Raw genomic sequence first — 25,737 nt, forward strand, 5'->3', positions numbered from 1 at the left:
GAAGGGCGTGGCCCGCCATTGAGAAGCGAAGCTTGTCTCGGTATTTCATAAAAATTGATGAGTTTCCCGATCCAATCAATGCGGCTATTTTTTCTATAACAAAGGTAATGAGTTTCTATGAAAGAAACAAGTAAAAGCAGTAAATTGTTTCAAGTCCTTTTCAAGTTTTAACCCCTCCCCGGAGTATCAGAAAACAAAAAGTGCTGACTACCAAAAGAGTAATCAGCACCTCGTAATTTATCTGCTAACTGTTTTTATGCAGCCTTTGCTTTAGCAACGATAGCCTTGAAAGCTTCCGGATGGTTCATCGCTAAATCAGCCAACACTTTGCGGTTGATTTCGATACCAGCTTTATGCAAAGCGCCCATCAGCTTAGAGTAAGACATACCTTCCAGACGAGCAGCAGCGTTGATACGCTGAATCCACAAAGCACGGAAGTTTCTTTTCTTGTTCTTACGGTCACGGAACGCATAGGTCAAACCTTTTTCCCAAGTATTCTTGGCAACGGTCCAAACGTTCTTTCTTGCACCAAAGTAACCTCTGGTCAATTTCAAAATTTTCTTTCTTCTTGCTTTAGAAGCAACATGATTTACTGATCTTGGCATAGTTTTACTTGTTTTTGAATGTTAGCGCCGTTACTTCACGCAGCGGACTTAAAGCTAATGCATTCGGTTAATAACTTTAATACTTTTGTACGCTTTTCAATTACTTCATTGCTAAGAGCTCTTTCACCTGGCTTACATCTGTTGTACTAACAAGTGTAGAGTAGCACAAGTTTCTTTTCTGCTTCTTAGTTTTCTTAGTCAGGATGTGACTATGAAAAGCGTGCTTTCTTTTGATTTTACCTGTTCCGGTAAGAGTAAATCTCTTTTTAGAACCGGAGTTAGTCTTCATCTTTGGCATCTTTTTTAAACTTTTTAATTATTAAATTATATGGCAACGCACTATACCTATGGCGTTACTCACTTCTTTATTCTTCTTCGGTTTCAGCCGACGCAGCCTTTGGCGCATCTTCTGCAGGCTTGGGAGCCGCGCTCTTCTTAGGTGCCGCCACTTTCTTCGGAGAGAGCTGGATTGTCATTCTCTTTCCTTCCAAAACCGGCATTTGGTCTACCTTCGCATAGTCTTCCAAATCATTGGCAAAACGGAGCAGCAACACTTCACCTTGCTCTTTGAACAAGATGGAACGTCCTTTAAAGAATACGTAGGCCTTCACCTTGTCACCATCTTCCAAAAAGCCTTTAGCATGCTTCAACTTGAAGTTATAGTCATGGTCATCTGTCTGAGGTCCAAAACGTATTTCCTTCACGTTCACTTTTACCTGCTTTGCCTTTTGCTCTTTCTGACGCTTCTTTAACTGATAAAGAAATTTAGAATAATCAATAATACGACAAACAGGGGGTTGTGCATTTGGAGAAATCTCCACGAGATCCGCTTCATGTTCTTCAGCAAGTCTTAAAGCCTGCGCTATCGGATACACTTTTGGTTCTACTTCATCGCCCACTATGCGGACTTCTTTGGCCCGGATTTGTTCGTTAATCCGATGTTGCCCTTTTAAGCTGTCATTCTTCATTAAATAACGTTTACTTCCAGTTTGTTTCTTATTTACTATTCCCAAATTAATGTTTTTGTTAAGTAAAAGCGAACTTTAGAACATCTAATATATGCTATGCTTCTACAATTGGGCGCAAAGTTACCATTTATTTATCATATTCTGAACTTCTTCGTTCATTTTTTTGGCAAATTCTTCAAATTTCATGGTTCCTTTATCACCTTCTCCCTGCTTGCGGACAGCAACTTCCTTGTTTTCAGCCTCCTTTTCACCTACAACCAGCATGTACGGAATACGCTTCATCTCATTGTCACGAATCTTACGACCAATCTTTTCATTGCGCTCATCCACAATGGCACGGATGTCATATCGCTTCAAGTATTGTTTCACTTCATGCGCATAGTCGTTGAACTTCTCGCTGATAGGCAGGATGGCAACCTGGTCGGGAGTCAGCCACAACGGGAACTTACCGGCCGTATGCTCAATAAGCACAGCCACGAAGCGTTCCATGGAGCCGAACGGAGCACGGTGAACCATTACGGGACGGTGCTTCTGATTGTCGGCACCGGTATATTCCAGCTGGAAACGTTCCGGCAGGTTGTAGTCCACCTGGATGGTACCCAGCTGCCAACGGCGACCGATGGCATCCTTCACCATGAAGTCCAATTTAGGACCATAGAAAGCGGCTTCTCCATATTCTATTTTTGCCTTCAGACCCTTTTCTTCACAAGCTTCGATGATGGCTCGTTCTGCTTTTTCCCAGTTCTCGTCGCTACCGATATATTTTTCGCGGTTCACCTTGTCGCGCAAGGAAATCTGTGCCTCGAAGTTCTCGAAGTCCATAGATTCGAACACGATGGAGATAATGTCCATTACACGGAGGAACTCATCCTTCACCTGGTCCGGACGGCAGAAGATATGCGCATCATCCTGCGTAAAGCTACGTACACGTGTCAAACCGTGCAACTCGCCACTCTGCTCGTAACGGCAAACCGTACCGAACTCTGCCAAACGTAAAGGCAGGTCTTTGTAAGAACGGGGTGAGTTCTTGTAAATCATACAGTGGTGAGGACAGTTCATCGGTTTCAAGAAGTATTCCTCTCCTTCTTCCGGTGTGTGGATGGGCTGGAAGGAGTCCTTACCATATTTTGCATAGTGTCCGGAAGTGATGTAAAGCAATTTGTTGCCGATGGGCGGACACATTACTTCCTGATAATCGTAACGGGCCTGAATGCGGCGCAAGAAGTCCTGCAAGCGGATACGCAGTGCAGTACCTTTGGGTAGCCACATCGGGAGCCCCTTACCTACGGTGTCAGAAAACATGAACAAGTCCATCTCCTTACCGATTTTGCGGTGGTCACGCTTCTTGGCTTCTTCCAGCAGAACAAGATACTCATCCAGCATCTTCTTCTTCGGGAAGGTGATACCATAGATACGGGTCATCATCTTACGGTCCTCCTGTCCACGCCAATAAGCACCGGCAACGGAAGTCAGCTTGATAGCTTTGATAGGCGCTGTGGTCATCAAGTGAGGGCCACGGCACAAGTCGGTAAATGCACCCTGCGTATAAGTTGTGATGTGGCCGTCTTCCAATTCGGAAATCAGCTCGCATTTATAAGTTTCTCCACGGTCACCGAACATCTTCAAAGCATCCGCCTTGGCAATGTCTTGTCTGACAACCGCTTCTTTCTTAGCCACCAGTTCAGCCATCTTTTTCTCAATGGCTGGCAGGTCAGCTTCCTTGATAGTCGTTTCACCCGGGTCCACATCATAGTAGAAACCGTTTTCGATAGCAGGACCTATACCGAACTGGATGCCCGGATAGAGTTCCTGCAAAGCTTCGGCCAGCAAGTGGGCACTGGTATGCCAAAAGGCATGCTTACCCTGCTCATCCTCCCATTTATAAAGAACCACTTCAGCGTCTTGCATGATAGGACGCCCCAAATCATAAATTTCTCCGTTCACGCCACAAGCCAGCACGTCTTGTGCCAATCGCGAACTGATGCTTTCTGCAATCTGCAGTCCCGTTACTCCTTCGTTATATTCACGAACAGAGCCGTCTGGAAATGTTATCTTTATCATAGTTTATATGTATATTTCATTTTTCAGAACGCAAAAATAGCTAATTCTTTTTGATATTCTATTTTTTAGCAAAAAAATGTTATTCCCGTGTATCTGTAAACCTCTTTATGATATTATAGGCCGAGACAATGCCCAACTCTCCGGCTTTACTCAAATCGGCAATACCTTGTTTGTTATTCCCCAGGAAGATGTGCGTCAACCCACGGTTAAAGTATGCTTCAGCAAAATCGGGACTCAGCTCAATCGCCTTGTCATAATCCGCCAAGGCGGCACGGTAATCCTTCAGTAACGAAGACACATTGCCACGGTTATAATAGCCATAGACAAAATCAGGAGCCAATAGAATAACGTGGTCCAGGTCATTCTTCACAACTTCATAATCGATGGCCGTCACTTCTGGCTTCTTCATTTCCGTTGTACCCGAAGTGGCGCCTTCACTCATTGTGGCTTCGGCCTTTTTATATTCCAGTTGCTTATAACGCACCAAAGCACGCATAAAGTATGCCGGGAAGAAAGTGTCGTCCAACAAGATACTCTTTGTAAAGTCATCTATGGAACTGGCAAAATCCTGAACCAGATAGAAATCCAGACCTCTCATGAAACGTTTCTTGGCGTTCTTCTCGTCAGCCACCACATCAGACGTATGAGCGTCTATCAAAGCAAAGTGGAAGCGTACTTGTTCCTCCGTCAACGGAGCTTCCATATTGGTGATGCGCAGTGGCTTCGGGAACAGTTTCGAATGGTTCAGTTCCTCAATATACTTATGATAATGTACGATACGCTTCACATCGCTCAGTTTCTCATAATAAGTCAAAGCATACATCGGCTCGAGCTTGATGGTCACATTCCGGTCTTGTACACGTCCGCGATAATCGCTCTTATAACGCTGGTCAGCTTCCGAATCGTCCGCTATTACAATTTTCCGATAATTTTCCATGTTCTTGTCGGATTTCTTACGGGTCTTCCCACCATCTCCATTGGAGTTTTCCGAGGAATTATCCGCAACATCCTTACTGTCGTCACCTTCCTTTTTGTCACCAGAAGAAACACCGTTACGCTTGTCTATCTGCATCTTCATGATTTTGAACTCATCCTGCTCGGCTCCCTTATGGTCGCCAATCTTTTTACGGGCTTCGGCACGCTGATAATAGCCGGCCATAAAGTTAGGATATTCTGCAATCACTTTGGAATAGTCACTGATAGCTCCCCGGTAATCCCCCGTCTGCGCACGTAACAAACCACGATTGAAGGTGGCCATCATGTTATCCGGTTCCATCTTCAACACAAAATCAAAATCCTCTATTGCCCGGTTGTCATCGCCCACCTGGGCACGCAGCAAACCGCGGTTGTAGTGCCCGAGAAAATTATTCGGATCAATATCCAAAGCCAAATCATAGTCACTCATGGCGCCTCTCAAATTATTCTGATGGAAACGCGCCAAGGCACGGTTGATATAGTTACCGGCATTCTTTGCACTCAGATGGATAGACTGGTCCAAATCAGCTTCAGCCTCTTTATACTTCCCCTGTTGGAGGCGTACAATGGCTCTTGCCCCCCATCCATCCGGGTCATAACGGTCCATATCGATGGCTTTGTCAAAATCACGCAAAGCTTGTATCGTATCATTCTGTTTCAGGGAGACTTCCCCGCGCATCAGATAGGCACGTGTATATCTGGGGGCAATTGTCAGAAGCGTACCCAAATCTTCCTTAGCCGCCTCATAATCTTCTTTCTGAATATGGCAAAGGGAAAGATTATGCCAAAGCACCACATTCTCCGGGTCGTATTTGATGGCAGTTTTATAATCTTCAATCGCCTCGTCAAACTTGTTCTGACGGATACGTGCCAATCCTCTGATTTGGTAAGCACCTACCACAAAAGGGTTCCGCTGAATCGCAGCATCACAATCACTCTCCGCTCCCTGATAGTCATCCAAATTGATTTTTGCCAGTCCACGGAAGAAATAAGGCTCATATAAATAAGGTTTCGCGTTGATTACCTGATTAAAATATTGGATAGAAAGCACGTAATCCTCAAAATACAATGCATTCCGAGCAATGGTCATCACCCGTTCCGTATTGATTTGTGCATACAACAATGTGGGTAACAGCAAAATAGCCGTCAGTATTTTTTTTATCATCTTGTTTTATAAATGCTTGTAAACGAAACAAAAGTAACGTTTTTCGTTTACTTGTCGGGATTAGCGGAACACTTTTTATATTTTTTGAGCCTTTTATACCATATTATATGGTTAAACTTATTTCTTTACGGTTTTCACCTTATAAGTGCAGTGTGCCTTGCCTTTCAACATGGCATTCAGTTTTCCTTTAATCATCTGCTTGCGTAACGGAGACAAATGGTCGATGAACATCTTTCCTTCCAGATGGTCGAACTCGTGCTGCATCACGCGTGCCAGGTAACCTTCGATAATCTCATCGTGCGGTTCCAAGTTCTCGTCCAGGTATTGCACGCGTATTTTGTTGCCACGCTTCACTGATTCATGAATTCCTGGAAGGCTCAAGCAACCCTCGTCCATAGAAACTTCCTCACCGGACACTTCCAGAATATGGGCATTGATATACGCCTTGCGGAAATCTTTATATTCTGGCAAATCATCAGACAAGACATCCAGATTAATGGTTACTACGCGGATAGGCAAACCTATTTGCGGTGCAGCAAGTCCCACACCTTCAGCATTGTCCATCGTTTCAAACATATTCTCAATAAGTTCTTTCAAATTCGGATAGTCCGGGGCAATATCCTCTGCTACCTTTCTCAATACGGGCTGGCCGTACACATAAATGGGTAAAATCATTTCCTTTACTACAAATTACTAATTACAAATTACTTTCTATACATTATAAAAAAGAGAAACGTTTGTTCTCTAAATAAGTTTGCAGAATAATAGTTGCACTGATTTCATCCACCAGCGCTTTGTTTTGGCGGTCCTTCTTTTTCAATCCGGCCTCAAGCATCGTCCGATGAGCCAGAACAGAAGTAAAACGCTCGTCTACATATTCAACCGGCATGTCAGGCAGTTTCTTCTTCAGCGAACGGACAAAAGGTTCGATATTCTTCATATTTTCCGAAGCCTCATTGTTCATCTGCTTAGGAAAGCCTACCAAGATACGCTCTACCGGCTCCTTAGCCACATAATCAAGAAGAAACTGCAACAATTGGTGTGTAGGCACAGTTGTCAGTCCATTCGCAATCATCTGCAATGTATCACTCACGGCTATTCCCGTGCGTTTCCGACCGTAGTCTATGGCTATTATTCTACTCATAATGGGCTACAAAATTACGATTAAAATTTGAATTCCGCCGTTAATCTTACATATATAATACAGAAAAAGGGATGTCTGATAGTATCAAACATCCCCTCCTCTGATTTTTTCACTAATTATTTCAAATGAATTTTGTATGTCAACCCTCCACTGAAATATTTCATCCTCTGCATTTCCACCTGCACATGCAGATGCTTGAACAACAGATAAGTGGCTCCCAAGGCAAAGTCCTTGGAGTCATATTCCGCTATCATCCTTAACTGCGGATGAAAGGACGGATTGTAGGTGACACCCAGTGCAAAGCCATTCAGCTTGTACTCCTTGCGGTCATTATACAGATAGGAAAGATGCACGCCAACCTCCTCTTTACCCGCAACGGGTATCTGCTTGGAAGCGGCAATATAGAAACGGCTGTAATAGCCGTTACCTTCCGTAGTGCTAACTTGACCGCCGCCAGAGGAAGTGAACGGGTCAGATGTCCCCAGCACCACGGCCGGCATGTATTTCCAGAACTGCCCCTCCTTCAACACACGCAGACGGGCGGAAAAGTAACGGTCCTGGTTCGTGAATCCGCTGTACCCGTATGGCTTCAATCCTAACGCCTCCGCCTTGAAAAGTGTACACGTGTAGGCTATTTCCAGAAAGGGAAAGATAGTTACACTCAAGAAATAGTTGTAGGTATGATAGTACCAGGTGGGTGGTGTGAGCTCCTTGTTCAGGAAGTTACCGCCAACCATGAAAGTCTTGTCACGCTGCATCTCCGCAGAGGGTGCATGCAACAGCCCGGTCGTACCATACGTCAACTGGGAAAAGGCTGAAAGGGAAAGGCTGCAAAACAGAACGATAAAGAATAGCTTAAACTTCATCATCACATATAAATTCAGTCGCTGATAAAAAATGGATTGCTTTATGACATGCATCGGACATAGTACCAAAAAAAGGCGTCTGAGTCCCAGACGCCTTCATTTTTAGAGTCTATTTGTCACTTGGAGTATATTATTCCAGGATAACTACGCGGTTCAGGAAGTTCTTGCCGAACATATTGGCAGTACCACCGAATCCAACGAGTTCGAGCTGGTCTTTGTCAACACCCTGAGCAATCAAAGCATCGTAAACAACCTGAGCACGCTTTTCAGACAGCTTCTGGTTCCAAGAAGCGCTACCGGTAGCCTTGTCGGCATAGCCTGCAACCTTGTACTTCTTGTCCGGATTAGCCTTCAGAATCTTGGCTGCCAGTTCGATGTTAACCTTGCCATAGTCGTCCAGACGGGCGCTGCCAATCTTGAAGAAGATAGCACGCGGACCGGCAACTTCAACTTCCTTAGTCACTTCCTTAACTTCAGGTTTAGCGTTGGCCAGTGCATTCTTGCAGTTAGCCAGGTCAGCTTGAGCCTGAGCCAGTTCACTTCTATATCTGTTGATTTCTGCATTGACTGCGTCTTCATCAATCTTAGAAACCGGAATAAACTTCTTACCACCGAAGATGTAGCTAACACCTGCAGTCAAAGTTCCAGTACCTTCAGCCTTGCGATGGCTGCTGATATTGCCGAATACAGACGGAGCGATAGCACCGCGAGCTTCTACGTCAATAGCCCACTTAGTGTTGATATTGAACTTCAAGCCCAAACCAGCAGAAGCGCCTACACGTGCTCTAGTCTTTTCATCCCCATCAGGAATCATTGTTCCATCGTTTTGAATCAGCACATTAGCTGACTTTGCAACAGTTACTTGAGGACCCAAAAATCCATAAACTTCGAAGAAACGGTTAGGATTAACGCCTGCGAACAATGTAGAAAGATTGATCATTGCATCAATGTTACCACCAAAGTACGTCTTATTATGTTCCCAATATGAGTTATCCAGACACAAGTGCTGAGTAACACCATTGAACTGAGCACGTACACCCCATGTCGGAGTAATCAACTTACCAACTGATACGCTAAAATGCGGAGCCAATTTATTGAAACCATCATTGTTGATAGCGTGGACACCACCACCTACACTCACGAAAATATTATCGCTCCATTTCGGAGTGTAGTAGTTCGTTTTTTCTTGTGCATTCAGATTTGCTGCACAAGCGCCTGCTAATAATAAGGAGGCTATTACTAATTTACTTTTCATTATTCCTTTAGTTTAAAATTAAATACTAACTAAAACGATTTTAGTAAGCTGTACCGTCACCATTACCACCACCAGCATTGTTTCCATTGCCATGACCGTGACCATGATCATGAGTAATTGAAACAATATCTTGTGTTGCAGTTGTATTAAGTGCAACCTTAATATTTACACCAGGAATATTATATACCACACCATCTACTGTTGCTGAAACATTATTTACAGAAGTCTGATAGTTTGTAGTAGCTTTCAAAGTAACAGTTGTATAAGGTGCAATTGTTACTTCTTCTGTTCTAACTACTGCAGTAAAACCGGTATTAAGACCTTCTACAGCAGCTTTCAATACAGCTTTCAGTTCTTCATTAGACAAAGCCTTAGTAGCAGGTATATTTGCATCAATCCAAGTTTTTACCTCATCAATGTTAGTAACAGTTTGACCGACATATGCTGTATATGACAATTCTTGCACTACAGGCTCGGGACTATCATTGGTATAACTTCCACCATCTACAACCTGACCTATTTCAGGTTTTATAGTCTCAGGATCAGGAGTAGGATATACATCCTTAGCGGCATCTGTTATTTTCTGCAAGAAAATGTTTACCGGAACAAAAGCGAATTGTCCTTTATTCAAAGCAGGAATCACAGCTTGTCCCTCGCCTGGTAAATAATCTTTTTTTGTAGCAGTAAACTTTCTTGTTTCAGGTGCAATTTTACCATCAGCACCAGCCTTCACTTCAGTGTCACCTGTAATATTAAGGCCTTCTGTTATGATAGAACGATCCCCCAAATCATATACAGTAATAGCAATGGTAGCACTTGCAGGATCCAATTCCACAGGTGCAACATTGAATTCTTCCTTTTCGCAGCTTGTGAACATCACACTTGTCAAAGCCACTGTAGCCAATGCTAATTTAGCATTTACGCCACTAAAAAAACTTTTCTTTTTCATCTCAATTAATTAATTAAAAATTTAACAATTCTGACTTAATAAAATATGGGTTAAAACTATTTTCTTCCATTATATTATCACTTGCCTCTGCCTTGTATTCCTTATAATAATACCTTTCATTACCTGCATTATAAGAAATACCCATATTGGTAGAAGTATTCACACGCGGTACATATCCTTTCCTTTTATACTTATAAGGAGGCAATGCCACCTGAAACCGGAATCCTCCATTCGCTTTAGCATGCTCTGCCTTCATGACATAAAAGCCGATTGAGCAATAACGGAAATGACGAATCATATCGAATTTAATCCCCTTTTCCTTCAACAAATACTGTTCAGCCTTCAGTGTGAACTGTGTATTAAATCGCGGCCAATAGAAATTTCCACCCAAAGACCACGTCACACGCCATAATGAAGGATCATATTGGAACTTAAATCCGTCCCAACGTCCAGCTCCCGTATATCCTATTCTTGCCAACAAAGAAAAGCGCTCATCCTTAAAGGGTCGAAAGAAATCTACATCAGCACCATATCGGTTGCCACTAAAATAACCTACTGAAAATTTACCAAAAACGTTATAAGGCAATCGAAAACGTTGTGAAAGAGTCAGGAAACCCGGATGAACCTTTCCTTCCCGAGCCCCATATCCATCATTATAAACCGGTATCTTCACTTGTGCTGTGGCTTTCATACCCTTCCATAACGAAATTTCTATTGCAGGGCTCAAATCAAATAGAACTTGATAAATCTGCGTAATAATCACGTTCTTGAAAGAGAATTCCGGATACACCAATACATCAATCTTGAACAAAGAACTATTTTTCAACTTTATTTTCCGTGCATTTTCCCAAGCATCGCCCAATTCATAGCTCACATTCCAGTCATTACGCTCCGCTTGAGGCACCGAATCCCCCTTTAGGGGACAATAATAAAGAGAAATTTGGGGTACATTATTGTCCAGAACAATTATCCGACATGACTTTTCTTCCGGAAATGACATTATATACTTTACATTATGTTTGATATGATATACAGTTTGCTGAATATCAGTAGCCTTTTATGTTTATTTGTTTTTTTTCAAACAATAAAGTATCTTCCTCTTGTTTGCTATTTAATAGTTAATTGTTACTGGCTTATTATTATATTTGCCCTTTTAGCAGTACTGTATTGTGTGGTGTAAATGTTTAATAATTAATAAATTGAATACAAAAAGTAAGAATGGAAATAATTTTGGGAATTGAGAACTTGTTACCATTTTGTTACTACTAATAATAAACTGTGTGTTTTTATTGAAAGAATATGAAAAAGCTATTGAAAATAAAAGAGCCAATAAAGGTGAGAACAAAAAAGTTAGTAAATGGATGTCAATCCATATATCTAGACATATATATGAATGGAAGACGACAATACGAATTCTTAAAGTTGTATATTATCCCTGAACATAATCAAGCTGACAAAAAACGAAATGTGGAAACGCTAAATTTAGCAAATGCGATTAAGTCTCAGAGGATTGTGGAAATACAAAATCAAGCTTATGGATTTAATCGTAACAGATTGTCCGATGTGAAGCTGACTGACTATATGAAATTAGTAGCAGAACAAAGTGTAAACAATAAGGTGCGAAAAAGTACAATACATGCTGTCGTATGTCATTTGAAAAGATATACACCGAATGGAATATTGTTAAGGAAGGTAGACAAAGCCTATTTATTGGGGTTTATAGATTACTTGAAGAGAGCAAAACAAATACATAGTCAAAAAGAAAAAATGTTACATGTTAACACCCAACTTTATTATTTGAAGATGCTACGTTATTGTTTGAACTGTGCTGTCTATGAAGATTACATAACTGTTAACCCAATGGATAAAATAAAGAATGAGGATAAGCCAAAACGTTGTAGAACAGAAAGGGATTATCTCACAATAAAGGAATTAACCAGATTAGTTCATACTCCTTTTTATAATACCTTATTAAAAAAAGCATTTCTATTCAGCTGTTTTTGTGGATTGAGACATTGTGATATTATTGCATTGAGATGGGAAGATATACGTTATGATGAAAATGGAAATGCACTATTGAATATCATTCAGAAGAAAACGAAAGAAGCCATATCGCTTCCACTCAGTTCAGAAGCTATAAAACATTTGCCAAACAGAGGAAATGCCCAAGAGACGGAAAAGGTATTTGCCGGATTGGTCTCATTAGGACGGAGTAATGAAATTTTGCATAGATGGGTCGAGCAGGCTGGGATATCGAAACATGTAACCTTTCACACAGCACGCCATACACATGCAACAATGATGCTGACGTTGGGAGTAGATTTATATACAGTCTCCAAGTTATTGGGACATACCAATATACAGACAACACAAATTTACGCAAAGCTTGTGGATGAAAGTAAAAAGAAGGCCGTCGCTTTGATTCCTAATATAACATAAGAGCTAGTTGAATTCGAAATACAATTTGCCATTTTGTATTTTTAGTCATCACTTCGTGTTCCTAATTCACTTAAAAGATATTAGGAGCCTAATAAATGCTGCTAAAACTCATTATGTAAACTGTAAGTGTCATTGATTTGTTGATCTTTGATTAAAAAATGATAGATATTTTTTATTCATGCAAATAATTGCATTCCTATTTTGAGTTATTGGCGTTAAAATGAAGAATACTGAACATCAGCTGCTTTGGCTCCCTAAAATGGATTTTAAGATGAATGGAGGGCTATTTCAAAGAAGTGGTTTATCATTTTATGAAAAAAACTGTTTTTCTACCGAGAATAAGTTAATATCTTGTTTGCTAGATATTGTATTTTTGTTTGCCGGATATTAACTTGCTACATACAAAAAACAAGTCCTTTAGAGAAAGTATTACATAAATATCTGTATAAATGTAGGGTATTTGTATTTTCATCCTTATTTTTTGCGGATACTTTTTCTATTTTTTCTTTTTCGCAAGAAAAGTAGATTAGTAGAAATTGCTAAAAAGTGACTATTTGACACAAAATATAACATTCTATATGACAATTGTACATCGTTAATTCAAAAGTTTTAAAATGGTAATAGACTTCATATAAACATTCAGGGGCTTTGTTAGAAGCTTTTGAAGAAAAAACGAGATTATTTCATCTTTTCATATAAAATTCTTTGGTATTATTAAAAATGTGTCTATTTTTGCACCATATTTTGTGTTATACGGACACGAAAAATGGTTGAAAAAATGAGGTATAAAAACTCTAACATAAGAAAGTGCCTAAATACTAAAACAATAGCACAGTGTGCAGCGTTCTTTTTATACTGTTTGCTCCCTTTAAAAGGAATTTGCCAAACGGGGGAAAGTACTGTAGATGCTTTAGTGAAAATGGGATTTGAAAATGTTGGATGGACAGAAGATGGCAATGAACGTGTTTATGTTCTGCAAAACTCTGCATATCGTTTGCAGGGTGTAGGCATAGGTAAGGCGGTAGATATTATTCAAAAGATGGGTTTACCGGAAGAAAAGTCATGTCGGATAATAGTTCTGGACAATAATGTACCCCAAATTTCTCTTTATTATTGTCCCCTAAGGGGGGATTCGGTGCCTCAAGCGGAGCGTAATGACTGGAATGTGAGCTATGAATTGGGCGATGCTTGGAAAAATGCACGGAAAATAAAGTTGAAAAATAGTTCTTTGTTCAAGATTGATGTATTGGTATATCCTCAATTAGCTTTCAAGAATCTGGTGATTACACAGATTTACCAGGTCTTGTTTGATTTGAGTCCTGCGATAGAAGTTTCGTTATGGAAAGGTATGAAATTAACGGCACAGTTGAAAATACCGGTTTATAATGATGGGTATGGAAGGTTTGAAGATAAAGTTCATCCAGGACATATTACAATTTCACAGCGTTTTAGATTACCGTATAATGTGTTTGGTAAAGTGACTGTGGGATGTTTTAGTGCTGACCAATATGGAGTGGACGCCGAATTTTATCGCCCTTTTAAGGATGAACGCTTTTCCTTAATGGCTCGGATTGGGTATACAGGAATGGGATATTGGAGCGGATTTCGCTATGTATATGATCCTTCGACAGCACTTGTTACGTGGTCTTTGGGCGGTAGCTTTTATTGGCCGCAATTTAACACTCAGTTTAATCTGAAAGCAGAACAGTATTTATTGAAGGAGAAAGGTGTTAAATTTGAAATGATTCGCCATTTTCGCTATTGTTCGATTGGTTTCTATGCAATGAAAGCAGAACATGCAAAGATGAATGGAGGCTTCCGATTTCAAGTGGCATTACCTCCTTATAAATATAAAAGGAAAGGATATATACCTCGTGTGAATACCTCTGCTAATATGGGCATTGTTTATAATGCAGGTAATGAAAGGTACTATTATAGACAGTATAAAGCGGAAGTTAGTGACAATATAATGGAAGAAAATAGTTTTAACCCATATTTTATTAAGTCAGAATTGTTAAATTTTTAATTAATTAATTGAGATGAAAAAGATTAAATTCTTAAACGGCATAAGTGCAGTATTTGCGTTAGCCGTAGTAGCTTTAGCTACAACTTTAACTTCTTGTGAGAAGGAAGAGTTCAACGTTAATGTAACTCCTACTAATGCACAAGCTGTTATTAGTCCGATTGTGCTTGCTATAGAGGATGGTGTTACTACAGATGTAACTGGCCAAGCCACTATCGCACCTGCAGAGTTGACATTTACTGGTAATCCTACTCTGGCTGCTAAGAGTGTTGATGTTACAGCTTCTTATAATGGTTTGAGTGCAACTGTTACAGTTAAGGTTCCTGCTTTGCAAGCTGGGCAATTTGCTACTCTGACTCCGACTATCATTCTTCAGGAAGAAGATGCTGAGACTAAGATTGTAGCAGAATCTACAAAACTTGAACCAGTAACGGATCCTAAAGTTAAGACTTGGGATAACTACGAGCTTTATTGGTTTGACATTCCATCATTCCCTTATGTAGTAAAAGAAGGTGCAAAAGTAGGTGCAAAGAAAATCAATACAACTGATCTTATTGAACGCGCAGCTATTGAATCTTTCTTTAACACGCTTGAGAATACATATGAGGAAACGACAGTAACAACACCGGAGAATAAGTATAAAGTTTATGCTAACTCTAGAACAACTGCATCTATTACTTATACTGTTGTAACAACTGAATATAAAGTAGTGAAGAAGGCTGTAACAAAAGCTGAAACAGAGCCTTTAGCTTCTATTGAAGTAGATGATTATACAACTTCTACACTGTTTGTTCTTGAAAATCAAGATATTCCTGGTCACGGTCATAGCCACGGTCATGGTCATGGTCATGGTGAAGGCAATGCCGGTGGTGGTGTTGGTGAACTTGATTAATAGAAGTTTTAGTTGTTATTTATCTTAAACTCAAGAGAAAATGAAAAGTAAATTAATGATAGCCTCCTTACTATTGGCAGGCGCTTGTGCAGCAAATCTGAATGCACAGGAAAAAACGAACTACTACACTCCGAAATGGAGCGATAATATTTTTGTCAGTGTAGGTGGTGGTATCCACGCCATCAACAATGACGGTTTCAATAAGATTGCTCCGCATTTCAGCGTGTCAGTTGGTAAGCTGATTACTCCGACTTGGGGTGTACGTGCTCAGGTAAACGGTATTACTCAGCATCTGTGTTTGGATGATGCATATTGGGAACACAACAAGACTTATGTAGGTGGTAACATTGATGCAATGATCAATCTTTCTACATTGTTTGCCGGCGCCAATCCTAACCGTTTCTTCGAAGTTTATGGTTTCTTGGGACCTCAAATTTCTGTAGCAAAATCTCAAAATGTGGATATTACAATTAGTGCTGACGGTACTTCGCAGTCTATGGCTCCTGCCGGTGAAGCTGAAATGCGTGCACGTATCGGTGCTTCCGCCGGTTTGGGCTTGAAGTTCAATATCAACACTAAGTGGGCTATTGATGTAGAAGCTCGCGGTGCTATCGCTCCGTCCATTTTCGGTAACATCAGCAGCCATCGCAAGGCTGAAGGCACTGGCATGTTGACCGCAGGTGTTAGCTACATCTTCGGTGGCAAGAAATTTGTGAAGGCTTCCAATATCGACGAAGATGCTATCAATGCGGAAATCAACAGATATAGAAGCGAACTGGCTCAGGCTCAGGCTGACCTGGCTAACTGCAAGAATGCACTGGCCAACGCTAAACCTGAAGTTAAGGAAGTGACTAAGGAAGTTGAAGTTGCCGGTCCGCGTGCTATCTTCTTCAAGATTGGCAGCGCCCGTCTGGACGACTATGGCAAGGTTAACATCCAGTTGGCTGCCAAGATTCTGAAGGCTAATCCGGATAGGAAGTACAAAGTTGCCGGTTATTGCGATAAGGCTACCGGTAGCGCTTCTTGGAACCAGAAACTGTCTGAAAAGCGTGCTCAGGTTGTTTACGATGCTTTGATTGCAGAAGGTGTAAGTAAAGACCAACTTGAGCTCGTAGGATTCGGAGGTACTGAAAACATGTTCGGCAAGAACTTCCTGAACCGTGTAGTTATCCTGGAATAATAACTCCAAGTGACAAATAGACTCTAAAAATGAAGGCGTCTGGGACTCAGACGCCTTTTTTTGGTACTATGTCCGATGCATGTCATAAAGCAATCCATTTTTTATCAGCGACTGAATTTATATGTGATGATGAAGTTTAAGCTATTCTTTATCGTTCTGTTTTGCAGCCTTTCCCTTTCAGCCTTTTCCCAGTTGACGTATGGTACGACCGGGCTGTTGCATGCACCCTCTGCGGAGATGCAGCGTGACAAGACTTTCATGGTTGGCGGTAACTTCCTGAACAAGGAGCTCACACCACCCACCTGGTACTATCATACCTACAACTACTTCCTGAATGTCACAGTCTTTCCCTTTCTGGAAGTGGCCTACACGTGTACACTTTTCAAGGCGGAGGCGTTGGGATTGAAGCCATACGGATACAGCGGATTCACGAACCAGGACCGTTACTTTTCCGCCCGACTGCGTGTGTTGAAGGAGGGGCAGTTCTGGAAATACATGCCGGCTGTCGTGCTGGGGACGTCCGACCCGTTCACTTCTTCCGGAGGGGGGCAAGTCGGCACCACGGAAGGTAACGGATATTACAGCCGTTTCTACATTGCCGCCTCCAAGCATATACCCGTTGTGGGTAAAGAGGAGATTGGTGTCCATCTTTCCTACCTTTACAACAACCGCAAGGAGTACAAGCTGAATGGCTTTGCACTGGGTGTCACCTACAATCCGTCCTTCCATCCGCAGCTGAGGGTGATAGCGGAATATGACTCCAAGGACTTTGCCTTGGGAGCCACCTATCTGTTGTTCAAGCATCTGCATGTGCAGGTGGAAATGCAGAGGATGAAATATTTCAGTGGAGGGCTGACATACAAAATTCATCTGAAATAAGAAATAAGAAGTAACCCAAAGTCTCAGTGACTCCATTAAAAAAGCAGCTAAAGTATGACATCCAACTTTAACTGCTTTTATTCTAATATACCAATTTTACATTGTCAATCCACAACGAATTACCGGGAGAACCTATGTAAGCACCACCGTGGCTGGAGGTAAACTGTAACAACAAATGAGTAGGCACATCATCTTCCGTTCCCCAGGCAACCTCCTTAATAGGTACGCTCTCTCCTTTACTATTAACTGCATAGCGTTCTTCAACCTGAAGACGCATCATGTGGGCCTTGTACGCAGGGTCACCGGTAATATCACCGTACATGATGGAATAAGTGGCATTATTATGCCAATCGGTAGTAGTATAATATCTTACGACCATCGTTCCTACGCGCTTGGCATAGATATTCCCCTTCTCATCTTCCCAACGCTTTTGCAGAAACAGATTCACTTCCGGGAAGTCCTTTCCTTCCACATCTGTGATACGGCTAAAGCCCGTTGCACGGATACGCTTCTCGCGGTCGGACATCTTTACTTTATAATCAAACTGTATGGCGATAGGTTTCTTTGTGAACGGTATGCCGGAATTCAGCATTTTCTGCGGATTTTTGGTTCCCTTGATAGGTTCGTGCACCTCACCCAGAAACATAGAGCCGGCAGCCAGCACCGTGATATCCACTATTCCAAAAACTTTCACACTCTCCATACGGGTGTCCATGCGGGCGCAGAAACCATCCCCTCGCTTTTCCGGAAAAACAGAAGTATTAGTTTTCGTGATACCGGCTACCCGGGCCATCACATTGGATGTCGCCCACGGCGAACCTCCCATATTCTTGTATGCCTTGGTTTCGGTGACAGTAGCAGTAGGGCCGATGGCATACACATTCTTCGTGGCACCGCCAATAATACCGGATTCCTTGATTTGGCGGTCAATCCATTGATCCATATTTCCGAAAGGAATCATCTCTACCTCGTGCTGCTGCGCAGAAACGGCTCCGCAACAAAGCATGGCAGACAGCACTCCCAACATACGAATTTTCTTTTGAATCATTTCTCTCATTGATAATTGACAATCATTATAAATCGTACTTCCACTGTTCCAGCGCAAAATTCCAGTTATCCTGAACCAACTGCACTGTACGCTCATCATACTTGTATTTATTCTTCTTATATCCTTTCTTTCCGCCTACATACTTCTCAATATCGGCACGCGCCTCTGCAAAGCCCGGAATGGACAAAGCCTTGTAGATATGTTCAGTCATTCCCATTGCGTCCGCTTCGAAGTCCTCAAACTTCACCTCTATCAAGTTTCCTTCAGGAATGCATGCCTTGTCCGCTTCGTACTTATGATACAGTTTGGCATAAATGGACAAAATATTCTTCTCAAGCTCCTCATGACTGATATCCTGCAGCTTCAACGGCTGAATGGTGTTAGTAAAGAAACTACGTGTGCTTTCGAAAACAGTATAAGGATTACGCATCAGATAGATAAACTTGGCATTGGGGAACATCTTGACAAGCTCTTTCACACGTCCCGTATGAGGCGGATTCTTACTAAGAAACTGGGTTCCGTTCGTATTCCAAAGAGAAATCTTTATCAGTTTGACGAAAGTCTCCTCAAATACTTTCAGCTCTTTCTCTGTGATGTCATCAAACAGCAGGTATTTATCGGCATACTCTTGCTGATATTCGGGCAGAAACCAGAAATTATAATAGGTGTAGGGCATCATATTTGCCAAAGCAAATTCCTCTTCTTGCGGAAGGTCAACGGCAAGTTCCATATTGTCCGTGGGACGTTTGTCCGGCATCAACCAACTCATGTTCTTCTTGAAGAAAGGCTGCCCCCACATCATAAGATGCGGAAATACAGTCTGGTATGTCGTGTTGTAGCCGAAATGCTTGTCGCAGGAGAAAACATTATGCACAAACGTAGTTCCGCTACGCCAGTGTCCCAAAATGAATACCGGATCATGCTCCAAGGGCTTATCTGCCAGAAGCTTTTCATAGCGTCTGTCCTGCAGAGGAGCCAAAGTGGACAGCAGGCGGCAGACAGCTTTTGTCAGCCGATACTTGCCTTTGTAGGCAGCACCGATGTCACGACCGCCCGTTATATCCTTGAATGTTTTCCAATCCGCACCTACCAGGGTGTTTATCGGAAGCTTATTGAATTCTAACAATCCCATTATTATCTTTATATTAATATGTTATGGTTTTCTTCCGGTGATACCGAGAGAGAACTGCAATACTTATAAAGAAGTACTGCGCTCTATCCGTACAGCCACGCCCTGGCGTTCCAGCTCTTTCACAGCCTTTTCTATAGCTTCGTAATGTTCGGGAGCTATACCCAGCTGAGGCAAATTCAGTATAGGCAGGTCCTCAGCTAAGTGCATGTCCTTATCCTCCACCCTATCGATAATCATACCTACAGCACTGGTATTGTTGGTTATCGGGTCTATCAGGATGAACGAACCGGTAGCCTTATTCTTCTGATAAGGGTCAAAGAACAGCTCTTTGGCAGTGGTCAGCACCACGCGCGCAATCTGATTGAGCTGCATCGGCAATGTTTCCTTGCTCAACTTTCCGTTGTCAATGGAAAGATGCTCCATCGTATTGACATCCACCTTATACTTGATGCTGTCGATGCGGGTGCGGCTTATATTGGTGGTCTGTTTGATGAAGAATGATTTGTTTATATCCATCGGCTCTTCATCCATCCAAACCAGCATCGTTTCAAAATTGCGGTCCATGACGGGCAGGTTATCCGGATGTACCAGCATTTCCCCTCTCGACACATCTATTTCGTCCTCCAAAGTCAGGGTGACGGACTGGGGCGGAAAGGCGTAATCCAACTCGCCGTCGTATGTAACTATACTCTTGATATGCGACTTCTTACCGGAAGGCAATGCCATCACTTCATCTCCCTTACGAACAATACCCGAAGCCACCTTGCCGCAAAAACCACGGAAATCGAGATTGGGGCGCAAGACGTATTGAACCGGGAAACGAAAATCCTTCAAATTATGATCGTTGTCAATATGTACCGTCTCCAGGAAGTCAAGAAGTGAAATACCCTCATACCAAGGAGTACGTTCCGATTTCTCCACTACATTGTCCCCGTCCAAAGCTGACAGCGGAATGCAGTTTACGTCAGGAATACCCAATGGAGCTATAAACTTCCGGTATTCATCGACTATCTCGTTAAAACGTTCTTCGGAGAAATCCACCAGGTCCATCTTATTGACAGCAAGCACCACATGCTTGATGCCAAGCAACGACACCAGGAAAGTATGCCGGCGCGTCTGCGTAATGACACCCATACGTGCATCCACCAGAATAATTGCCAGGTTAGCCGTAGAGCCTCCGGTAATCATGTTGCGTGTGTACTGCTCGTGTCCCGGAGTGTCGGCAATGATAAACTTACGATTGTTGGTCGAGAAGTAGCGGTATGCCACGTCGATGGTGATGCCTTGTTCGCGCTCCGCCTTCAAGCCGTCCAGCAAAAGGGCGTAGTCAATGTGGTCGCCGGCATTTCCCATGCGCTTGCTGTCGCGTTCCAGTGCGTCCAGCTGGTCCTCATATAGTTTCTTGCTGTCGAACAACAGACGGCCTATCAATGTGGATTTTCCGTCATCCACAGAACCGGCAGTCAGTAAGCGCAACAAGTCTTTCTGCTCATCCTTTCGGAGAAACTCCGAAATTGACAATTGACAATTGACTATTGACAATTCGTCCTTACACCTATCTTTCATACTTTATTTTCTTTCATTTTTTTTATAATCGAAATAAGGAGCCTCAACAGTTCCCTACAATCTTCTATTATGGAATTATATTCATCCGCTGAGAGATAATCAGATTCTTTTAATAGCATCAGCCAATATTCTGTTTCATTTGCTTCTTTTAGAGCAATACTCAATTTATTGATAAAATCAGCTTTTGACTGAGCATGTTCACTTTCCTTAATCAAAGCACCTACAGCTGTTCCGCTTCTCAATATTTGCTTAGAAAGAACAAGCTCCTTTCTATGCTCACACAGCAACTTGTAAAGTCTGACAATCCGTATTGCAAAAGCAAACGATTTATCCATTATGAGATTACCTTTCCCCATAATTGTCAATTGTCAATTATCAATTGTCAATTTAAAAGTATCCCTCGCGCTTCTTCTGCTCCATGCTTGCGTCTTGGTCGAAGTCAATGACACGGGTCGTCCGTTCACTCTTGGTGGTGGTCATCATTTCCTCGACAATCTTCTCGATGGTATCGGCATCGCTTTCCACAGCACCGGTCAACGGCCAGCAACCCAGCGTACGGAAACGCACCATACGCATCTTTATCTGGTCGCGGTACTGTTCCGGCAAGCGGTCGTCATCCGCCATTATCAGATTTCCGTCAATCTCCACACAAGGACGTTCCTTGGCAAAATACAACGGCACAATAGGGATGTTTTCCAAACGTATATATTGCCAGATGTCCAGCTCCGTCCAATTACTTAACGGAAATACGCGGATACTCTCTCCTTTATGTACCCGGGCATTATAAATATCCCACAATTCGGGACGCTGATTTTTGGGGTCCCATTGATGGAACTTGTCGCGGAAAGAGAAAATACGCTCTTTGGCACGTGACTTCTCCTCGTCGCGACGAGCACCACCGAATGCCGCATCAAACTTATACTTATCCAATGCGTGGAGCAAAGCCTGCGTTTTCATCAGGTCCGTATGCACCTTGCTGCCATGCGTAAAAGGCCCGACACCTGCATTGAAAGCTTCCATATTGCTTTCCACTATCAGGTTCCAACCATACTTCTTGGCATACTCGTCACGGAACTGTATCATCTCCTTAAACTTCCACTTGGAATCGATGTGCATCAACGGGAACGGCACTTTGCCGGGAGCAAACGCCTTTTCGGCCAAGCGCACCATAACCGAAGAATCCTTGCCGATACTATACAGCATCACCGGATTTTCAAACTCCGCTGCCACTTCACGGATAATATGAATGGACTCTGCTTCGAGTTCCTTCAAATGGCTCAATTTATATTCTTCTTTCATTATATCTTATTTCTTCTGAATTCTTGGTAAAATGAGTTCCAACAGTTTATTGACCGATTCTTCCAGGCTGAGAACAGAGGTATCCAACGTCAGAGCCGGATGAGCCGGTTCCTCAAAAGGCGCGGAAATACCTGTAAAATTCTTGATTTCTCCCTTACGTGCCTTGGCATAAAGTCCCTTCACGTCACGGCGTTCACACTCTTCAAGCGGGGTACTGACATAAACTTCCAGAAAATCGTCTTGTCCGATAATATCAGCCGCCATTTCACGAATATCGTTATTAGGACTGATAAAAGCCGCGATTGTTATAACACCCGTATCAAGAAAGAGTTTGGAAACTTCGGCTATACGCCGGATATTCTCCACACGGTCGGCCTCCGTAAAACCGAGGTTATTGTTGATGCCACTGCGGATGTTGTCACCATCCAGGATACGGCAAAGCAATCCTCTTTTATGAAGTTCGCGCTCCAAGGCAATGGCTATCGTACTTTTGCCGGAGCCGCTCAAACCGGTAAACCAAACCATCACGCTGTGCTGCTTCAACAAGTCTTCTTTGTCTTTCCGCATCAGCATTTTGTCAAATATCGGATATATGTGGTTGTTTTCTTCCATATGTTATTATTTCTTCTTTTTTTAAAATGGCCAAATTAAAGGAATCAAGAAAATGGATATCAGGAAAGTAATGATATTCAAAGGTAACCCGATGCGTACAAAATCCGTGAACTTATAGTTACCGATACCTTGTACAATCAAATTAGTCTGATACCCTATAGGAGTGGAGAAGCTGGCAGAAGCCGCCATACAAATTACAACGAAGAAAGGCATCGGACTGACTCCCATCTGTGAAGAGATGGAAAGTGCCAACGGGAAAGCGAGTGCCGCGGCCGCATTGTTCGTAATCAGTTCTGTAAACAAGTTCGTTATGATAAACACAGCAGCCAGCAACACGTGGGGGCCATAATGATGGCTCATGCCTATAATGAAACGCGCCACAGCATCTGCCACTCCGGAATTCACCATCGCCTTGCTGATAGCAAAAGCACAAGCAATCGTTATCAGAATATCCCAAGATATATATTTGGTATACTTGCGGGCCGGAAATATCTTTGTCCAGGCCATAATGATAGTAGTAATGGAAACGAAGAAAAACATATCCAACTTGATTTCCGGAAAAGCTTCCTTGACAACCGGAAGTTCACCAACCGTTGCACCCACTATCATCAATATCAGCAAAACCAAGGCAAACCAGCGCTTTCCCTTTCCGGGCACCGGTTCCGTATCCTTGCCATTGGCCAGCAACACGAACACCGAAGATTCCCCCCAGGTCTTTACAAAAGAGTCATCAGCCATCACCACCAGCGTATCCCCTTCGCGGAGATATTCATTTTCCAGATTTCCGACAATGCTCTGACCGCTACGCTTAATCTCCTTCACTTCGGCCCCATAATGCCGCTTGAAGTTAAAATCACCAAGTTTCTTGTTGATACCGGGAAAACGGGCGCCGAGTACAGCTTCCACCCGATGTAAATCTCCATGCTCCTCCGGTTCCTCATCCAGCTTTACCGCATCCGTACGAACATCCGGCAAAAGCCTTGAGGAAAAAGCGAACAGATAAAGGATGCCTGCAATCGCGACGAAAATGCCCACTTTACCCAACTCGAACATAGTAAAGCCTTCATATCCGGCTTCCAATATCATACCATGCACCACCAGATTGGTCGACGTCCCTATCAGGGTGCAGATTCCGCCAAGTATCGTCACATAAGAAAGGGGTATAAGGAACTTGGTAGCAGGCAATTTTACAGATTCGGCCCAACGCTTGATAATGGGAGCAAAGATAACAACCACCGGAGTATTGTTTAGAAAAGCTGAAATAAAAGCAATGGTGGGCAACATACGGAACTGCGCTTTAAAGACCGTAGTCTTACCTTGGGGAAGCAGCTTCTTGATTACTTGCCCCAAAGCACCCGACTGCCTGATGCCTTCACTGACCAAAAACAGCATGGCAACAGTCATCATCCCCTTATTACTGAACCCTTCCAGCATCTCCTTAGGAGTGAGGATACCTGCACACAAGAACAATACTACGACAGAAAAGAGCACCATGCCCGGACGCATTTTATCCAGAACCAAGGCAATCACCATGCCCAACAATGCCAGCAGCACAAACAATATCTCAAATGTCATAAAGTCGTTATTTTATTTCGGTATGCTTGGGTTCTACGATAAACCACGGATTCAGCAAATCCTCCTTATTATATTGCAAAGGTTCTTCCTTCCCCGCCTGATAAATTTCCATTCCGGCAGCATGTGCAATAGCATGCCCAGCCGCCGTATCCCATTCCATCGTAGGGGCAAAACGAGGATATACATCAGCCTTGCCTTCAGCTACCAGACAAATCTTGATGGAACTTCCACTTGATATAAGCTCAACTTCCGCATGGCTGCATTTCATTTTCTCGATATAATCTTCTGTCTCGGGCGTCAGATGCGAACGGGAAGCCACAATTACAAACCGTTCGTGCACGCTTGTTTCCGGCAGCCGGACAGCTTTCGCAAGCAGTTCATCCCACGACATTCCATCACGTGCAGTAATACCGGATAGCTTATAAGCACCCGAATCATGCACTCCAAAATAGAGCTCCTTTTTTACCGGCACATAAATGACTCCCATTACCGGTACTGAGTGATGCACCAAAGCTATATTCACTGTGAACTCACCGTTCCTCTTGATGAACTCCTTCGTACCGTCCAAAGGGTCTACAATCCATAAAGTTTCCCAACTCCGTCGTTCCGAGAAAGGCAAATGTTTGCCTTCCTCGCTTAGCAGAGGGAAAGGTGTATCAGCCAAAAAACGGCAGATAGTTTCATGAGCCTTACGATCGGCAATAGTAAGAGGAGAATTATCCGCTTTTTTTTCTACCTGAAAATCCGATGCCGGATCATCGTAAATGGAAAGAATTTTCTCGCCAGCCTGCAAAGCGGCATCAATCGCATTCAGTATATATCGTCGTTCCATACTATATTCTTCTCAAAGATAAGGCACAAAATTAAAAACTTTTTCAGGTCTAAAAGTTTCCACCTCTTGTTTTATAACTTCTTTTAAACGAAAGAGAGAATATTATAAGCACTTTTCACAATCAGGAAAATCAATCCGGGGCAGAGAAATAGAGTGAAATATTCACGAAGGAAGAGGAAATAAAGAGACTGTGACAACATGAGTTTATCAGGGGCTTTTCATGAAAAAGGCAGTAACTTCGCAGTTACTGCCTCATCTTGAAAGGAAACATA

24 protein-coding genes are annotated in these 25,737 nt (G+C 42.6%); 5 read left to right on the forward strand and 19 right to left on the reverse strand.

From position 1 onward, the window contains the following. Positions 1–254 precede the first annotated feature (254 nt). The 11 genes from rplT to DW947_RS02590 all read right to left on the reverse strand — a co-directional run bounded on the left by rplT (position 255) and on the right by DW947_RS02590 (position 10,988). Positions 255–605 carry a 50S ribosomal protein L20 gene (gene rplT / locus DW947_RS02540; protein WP_004289896.1) on the reverse strand — a complete coding sequence of 117 codons (351 nt, stop codon included), beginning with the start codon at positions 603–605 and terminating at the stop codon, positions 255–257. Positions 606–705: 100 nt separating this feature from the next. Next, positions 706–903, reverse strand: coding sequence for a 50S ribosomal protein L35 (gene rpmI / locus DW947_RS02545; RefSeq protein ID WP_005827880.1), 198 nt, complete (start codon positions 901–903; stop codon positions 706–708). A 67-nt stretch (positions 904–970) separates the two neighbouring features. Next, on the reverse strand, positions 971–1,573 hold the full coding sequence (gene infC, locus DW947_RS02550) for a translation initiation factor IF-3 (RefSeq protein WP_005827878.1): 603 nt from the start codon (positions 1,571–1,573) through the stop codon (positions 971–973). 120 nt (positions 1,574–1,693) lie between these two features. Continuing rightward, on the reverse strand, positions 1,694–3,634 hold the full coding sequence (gene thrS / locus DW947_RS02555; protein ID WP_005836068.1) for a threonine--tRNA ligase: 1,941 nt from the start codon (positions 3,632–3,634) through the stop codon (positions 1,694–1,696). A gap of 79 nt (positions 3,635–3,713) precedes the next feature. Continuing rightward, positions 3,714–5,774, reverse strand: a complete 2,061-nt coding sequence (locus DW947_RS02560) for a tetratricopeptide repeat protein (protein WP_005827873.1) — start codon at positions 5,772–5,774, stop codon at positions 3,714–3,716. Positions 5,775–5,891: 117 nt separating this feature from the next. Next, positions 5,892–6,449: a peptide deformylase gene (gene def, locus DW947_RS02565; protein ID WP_005827872.1), complete on the reverse strand. Its 558-nt coding sequence runs from the start codon at positions 6,447–6,449 to the stop codon at positions 5,892–5,894. Between the two features lie 43 nt (positions 6,450–6,492). Beyond that, positions 6,493–6,918 carry a Holliday junction resolvase RuvX gene (gene ruvX, locus DW947_RS02570; protein ID WP_005836066.1) on the reverse strand — a complete coding sequence of 142 codons (426 nt, stop codon included), beginning with the start codon at positions 6,916–6,918 and terminating at the stop codon, positions 6,493–6,495. A gap of 116 nt (positions 6,919–7,034) precedes the next feature. Next, positions 7,035–7,787: a YjbH domain-containing protein gene (locus DW947_RS02575; RefSeq protein WP_035448038.1), complete on the reverse strand. Its 753-nt coding sequence runs from the start codon at positions 7,785–7,787 to the stop codon at positions 7,035–7,037. 127 nt (positions 7,788–7,914) lie between these two features. Beyond that, a complete protein-coding gene (locus DW947_RS02580) occupies positions 7,915–9,039 on the reverse strand; it encodes an OmpA family protein (protein ID WP_057281808.1) in 1,125 nt (374 codons plus the stop codon). 40 nt (positions 9,040–9,079) lie between these two features. Beyond that, complete coding sequence (locus DW947_RS02585; protein ID WP_117866196.1) at positions 9,080–9,988, reverse strand: DUF3869 domain-containing protein; 909 nt, start codon at positions 9,986–9,988, stop codon at positions 9,080–9,082. A gap of 13 nt (positions 9,989–10,001) precedes the next feature. Further along, complete coding sequence (locus tag DW947_RS02590) at positions 10,002–10,988, reverse strand: YjbH domain-containing protein (protein WP_243635071.1); 987 nt, start codon at positions 10,986–10,988, stop codon at positions 10,002–10,004. Between the two features lie 299 nt (positions 10,989–11,287). Between DW947_RS02590 and DW947_RS02595 the strand changes: the two genes are divergently transcribed. The 5 genes from DW947_RS02595 to DW947_RS02615 all read left to right on the forward strand — a co-directional run bounded on the left by DW947_RS02595 (position 11,288) and on the right by DW947_RS02615 (position 17,401). Next, entirely contained in the window at positions 11,288–12,427 is a 1,140-nt protein-coding gene (locus tag DW947_RS02595; protein ID WP_117866197.1) for a site-specific integrase, read from the forward strand. A 778-nt stretch (positions 12,428–13,205) separates the two neighbouring features. Beyond that, on the forward strand, positions 13,206–14,453 hold the full coding sequence (locus DW947_RS02600) for a hypothetical protein (protein ID WP_119958436.1): 1,248 nt from the start codon (positions 13,206–13,208) through the stop codon (positions 14,451–14,453). A 13-nt stretch (positions 14,454–14,466) separates the two neighbouring features. Then, entirely contained in the window at positions 14,467–15,342 is an 876-nt protein-coding gene (locus DW947_RS02605) for a DUF3869 domain-containing protein (protein WP_005827864.1), read from the forward strand. A 40-nt stretch (positions 15,343–15,382) separates the two neighbouring features. Further along, a complete protein-coding gene (locus DW947_RS02610) occupies positions 15,383–16,522 on the forward strand; it encodes an OmpA family protein (protein ID WP_117866199.1) in 1,140 nt (379 codons plus the stop codon). 126 nt (positions 16,523–16,648) lie between these two features. Next, entirely contained in the window at positions 16,649–17,401 is a 753-nt protein-coding gene (locus DW947_RS02615; protein WP_118930937.1) for a YjbH domain-containing protein, read from the forward strand. Between the two features lie 82 nt (positions 17,402–17,483). Here the strand turns inward: DW947_RS02615 and DW947_RS02620 are convergent, their stop codons facing one another. The 8 genes from DW947_RS02620 to cysQ all read right to left on the reverse strand — a co-directional run bounded on the left by DW947_RS02620 (position 17,484) and on the right by cysQ (position 25,465). After that, positions 17,484–18,449 (reverse strand): PCMD domain-containing protein, encoded by a 966-nt coding sequence (locus DW947_RS02620; RefSeq protein ID WP_057088318.1) that lies wholly within the window; start codon positions 18,447–18,449, stop codon positions 17,484–17,486. A gap of 25 nt (positions 18,450–18,474) precedes the next feature. Then, on the reverse strand, positions 18,475–19,581 hold the full coding sequence (locus DW947_RS02625; RefSeq protein WP_022402110.1) for a sulfotransferase family protein: 1,107 nt from the start codon (positions 19,579–19,581) through the stop codon (positions 18,475–18,477). Between the two features lie 63 nt (positions 19,582–19,644). Beyond that, the gene (gene cysN / locus DW947_RS02630; RefSeq protein WP_117962622.1) at positions 19,645–21,147 is read right to left on the reverse strand and encodes a sulfate adenylyltransferase subunit CysN; all 1,503 of its coding nucleotides are present in this window, start codon (positions 21,145–21,147) and stop codon (positions 19,645–19,647) included. Further along, a complete protein-coding gene (locus tag DW947_RS02635; protein WP_057281831.1) occupies positions 21,144–21,503 on the reverse strand; it encodes a four helix bundle protein in 360 nt (119 codons plus the stop codon). The genes cysN and DW947_RS02635 overlap by 4 nt, the downstream gene beginning before the upstream one ends. Before the next feature lie 31 nt (positions 21,504–21,534). Further along, positions 21,535–22,446, reverse strand: coding sequence for a sulfate adenylyltransferase subunit CysD (gene cysD, locus DW947_RS02640; protein WP_005826557.1), 912 nt, complete (start codon positions 22,444–22,446; stop codon positions 21,535–21,537). A 6-nt stretch (positions 22,447–22,452) separates the two neighbouring features. Then, positions 22,453–23,058: an adenylyl-sulfate kinase gene (gene cysC / locus DW947_RS02645; RefSeq protein ID WP_005836053.1), complete on the reverse strand. Its 606-nt coding sequence runs from the start codon at positions 23,056–23,058 to the stop codon at positions 22,453–22,455. Between the two features lie 21 nt (positions 23,059–23,079). Next, entirely contained in the window at positions 23,080–24,633 is a 1,554-nt protein-coding gene (locus tag DW947_RS02650) for an SLC13 family permease (RefSeq protein ID WP_005826561.1), read from the reverse strand. Positions 24,634–24,640: 7 nt separating this feature from the next. Beyond that, positions 24,641–25,465: a 3'(2'),5'-bisphosphate nucleotidase CysQ gene (gene cysQ / locus DW947_RS02655; RefSeq protein WP_117713963.1), complete on the reverse strand. Its 825-nt coding sequence runs from the start codon at positions 25,463–25,465 to the stop codon at positions 24,641–24,643. Between the last annotated feature and the right edge of the window lie 272 nt (positions 25,466–25,737).

The organism is Bacteroides sp. AM44-19 (assembly GCF_003603395.1).
GTDB lineage: Bacteria > Bacteroidota > Bacteroidia > Bacteroidales > Bacteroidaceae > Bacteroides > Bacteroides uniformis.